Source organism: Thiohalocapsa sp., assembly GCF_019695415.1.
Taxonomy (GTDB): Bacteria; Pseudomonadota; Gammaproteobacteria; order Chromatiales; family Chromatiaceae; genus Thiohalocapsa.
Genome location: NZ_JAIFKJ010000508.1, coordinates 1 through 3,249 on the forward strand (window position 1 = coordinate 1; position 3,249 = coordinate 3,249).

At 67.7% G+C, this 3,249-nt stretch carries 3 protein-coding genes; all 3 read left to right on the top strand.

Going from position 1 to position 3,249, the window contains the following annotated elements; translation table 11 throughout:
* Positions 1-114: 114 nt before the first annotated feature.
* Positions 115-249, top strand: coding sequence for a light-harvesting antenna LH1, alpha subunit (gene pufA / locus I6U14_RS14150; RefSeq protein WP_200240635.1), 135 nt, complete (start codon positions 115-117; stop codon positions 247-249).
* Between the two features lie 532 nt (positions 250-781).
* Positions 782-2,122 (top strand): cytochrome P450, encoded by a 1,341-nt coding sequence (locus I6U14_RS14155; protein WP_296900160.1) that lies wholly within the window; start codon positions 782-784, stop codon positions 2,120-2,122.
* On the top strand, positions 2,122-2,988 hold the full coding sequence (locus I6U14_RS14160) for a class I SAM-dependent methyltransferase (RefSeq protein WP_296900161.1): 867 nt from the start codon (positions 2,122-2,124) through the stop codon (positions 2,986-2,988). Before I6U14_RS14155 ends, I6U14_RS14160 begins: the two co-directional genes overlap by 1 nt.
* Positions 2,989-3,249 lie beyond the last annotated feature (261 nt).

Here is a 3,249-nt window from a genome sequence, read left to right on the forward strand (position 1 = left end):
TGGTTCTGGCGCCCCTGGCTGTAAGCCGCGCCTTTCCTAGCTCAATTGCAACTTCCGTGGCTGATCGCACAACAACAATTGCGGCACGCCACAATAATCATTCGGAGATGACACATGCATAAGATCTGGCAGATCTTCGATCCGCGCAGGACACTGGTGGCCCTTTTCGGCTTCCTGTTGATTCTGGCCCTGCTGATCCACTTCATCCTGCTGAGCAGCGCCGACTTCAACTGGCTCGGCGGCGCCTAAGCTGTCCGACCAGTCGATCGGCTGAAGCCGGTCCCGGTGAAGCGCATGGTTTGATCGGCATGGGGCGTACCGCGGCGTGGTCGTCGCGGTGCGCAGCCGGACCCAAAAGGGTGCCAACCATTGCCGCGCGAGCGCGGCGGGCCATGCGCTGCAGTGGCGAACCGGTCACGGCGCGCGCCGACCCTCAGGTCGGCGCCATTGCCGCTGCGGTGCCACGCCGCAGTCCAACGCTATATCACGTATCCTTTACGCCGAAGCGCCGGTGGCGATCCCTCGCCGCCGGCGCTTCGGCGAGTGCATGTACCGGCCGGGGACGTCGTCGACTCTGCTGCGGGCTCGCTGGGTGTTGTTAATGAGTTTTTGGGGCGGCCCGGCGGCGCCGGGCCGCCTGATCTGTTTGGAGTCATGTCGGGCGATGCAATCGCGCCTCAGCAGTTCCGAGTCCGCGGCGGCGAACGATACCGCGTCGAGATCTCCAGCCGTGCCGGCCCCTAGCCGGCAGCCCGCTGTCGGGGCGCCGCAGCGCCCGCGCATGCTGCCGCTGCACCGCTCGCTGCCACCGCTGTTGCGGCGTGACCTGCTGCGGCTCTTCGCCAACGGCGCCGCGGCGGGTCCGGTCGTGCGTCTGGACGCCGCGGGCTTCCGCCTGTTGCAGGTCAATGCAGAGCCCCTGATGCGGGACATTCTGCTCGACAAGGACCGGTGCTACCGCAAGGGCAGCCTGATGCGTCGGCTCGCGGCCGTCACCGGCGAGGGGCTGCTCATCAACGACGGCGAGCGCTGGAAGCGGCACCGCCGTCTCGCCAATCCGGCGCTCACCGCCGGCAGCCTGCCCCGTTATGTGCCGGCCATGCGCCGGGCGATTGCCCAGACCATTGAGCGCTGGCGTCATGAGGGGACAGGGGCGGGCCCGCGCGATCTGGTTACCGAGCTCTCGCGCACCACGCTCGTGAGCCTGCTGGACAGCATCTTCGGCCTGCGCCTGAAGGGCGACCGCTTGGATGGACGCCTAGCCCGCGTCAGCGGAGTTATCCATGCTTTGTTGGATGACCTCGTGCGTCGCGGCAGCTCGCTCTTGGCGCCGCCCCTGGCATGGCCCACCCCGGCAAATCGGCGCTTCCGCCGGCGCATTGCCGAGGCCAATGCCATCCTGGACCAAATCATTGCCGCGCGACGACGCGACCTAGCCGACTCGGACGAGCCTGCGGACCTGCTGGGGCAGTGGCTGCTCCAGCGCCGGCGTGATTCCAGCCACTTTTCCGCGGAAGAGATGCGTGACGAGCTCATGACCATGCTCATAGCCGGTCACCACAGCCTGGCTATTGCGCTCGCCTGGGCGCTCTATCACGTTGCCCGGGAGCCTGGATTGCAAGCGGCCTTGCAGTCAGAGACCGAAGCCGGCCGCGATTTGCCGCACCGCCTGGAGGATCTTGACCAGCTGCCGCTCACCCGGGGTGTGCTGCTGGAGGCGCTGCGCCTCTACCCGCAGCCGCCCATCCTGCTGCGTGAGGCCATCGCCGATCATGCCCTCGGCGGTTACCGGATCCGGCGTGGTGATCAACTGCTTTTGAGCATCCCAACGCTGCACCGCGACCCGCTCCACTGGCCCGCGCCGGAGTGCTTCGAGCCGCGGCGGTTCGACGGCTTCAACGCCGATGCCATGATGCAGTCGCACCATCTTGGGTTTGGCGGTGGCCCGCGCAGCTGTATCGGCCGACGTTTTGCAATGCTGGAAGGCGTGCTGGTGATCGCGCAACTGATCCAAGCCTTCCGGCTGCGGCCGGCGACGCCCGATACGGCGCCTGTGCCACCGCGCTTCGCCGGCATGCTGGTGCCCGCAGCACCGCTCTTGGTGCACGCCGAACCGCGGTGATGACGGTGACCGTGTCCGGCCCCAATCCAGGAGCTCCGGCTGTCGATGTCAGCGGGGCGGACGACGTCCTCGGCGGCGTCAGCCGGACGCTGCTCATCCCTTTGTACGCCAGAGCGCACGCGGCGAGGCTGCTGCCGGAGCTGCCATTCGATGACCCAGCCGCCCGGGCGCTGACGGAGCGTCTGGGCCTAGACGCCCGTACCGTCGGCCGCGACCGCTTCACGATGCGGCTCTGCATTGCCCGCTCCGTGGTGCTGGAACGTGAGCTGCGGACACTGCTCGCGGGAGCGACGCAACCCCGGACGGTGGTGGTCTTGGCCTGTGGTCTCGACACGCTCCCGCAACGTGTGGGCACCGACCGCGCACGGTGGTTGTGTGCGGACCTTCCCGCCGTGACCGAGCTGCGCGAGAGGCTTCTCCCGCCTGCGTCCGGCATCGCCCATATGACGGCAGCGCTGCCCGACGGACTGCGAGACCTCTCGGGGCACCTGGGCGCCGACCGCCCCATTTTCATGCTGGAGGGCATTCTGCCCTATTTGGAGCGTGCACAGGTGGTGGCGACCCTGCGCGGCATCGCCGCGCTCGCGCCTGCCGGCGCAGACGTGCTGGTGGACGGCTATCACCCGGCGTTGCTCGCCTTCGCGCGATTCGGAGACGGCTTTCGGCGCATGCGTGTGCGCTTTCGGTTTGCGATTGCGAACACGCGGAATTATGTCGAGCTGGCCCCGCGGCTTCGCTACGTCGCGGAGACGGACTTGTTGCGGCTTCTCCCCTGGCGCCGGCGCATGCGTACGGCGCTGCCGGCATTGGCTGCGGCGGGGCGACCGCTGGCGACCATTGCACACCTGGCATTGGCGCCTGTCTGACCCCGGCGCCTCAGCCGGCCTTCTCCTCTGCCGCCGGTCCGTCGGACAATCTCGCTGAAACGCCGCTGTGTGATGCCTTTGCTTGATTCGGGACAAGTGTAACGGTGCCCTCCGAGAGGCCGTTGCTCTAGGCTTTACGGGTTACTGACCGACCCGAGGTCACGAAGACGATGACCGACTCCACGCCTACGCCTGTACCCAACTCTTACCCTCTCCTCTCCACCATCGACACGCCTGCGGACCTCCGCCGCCTGGAGGCGG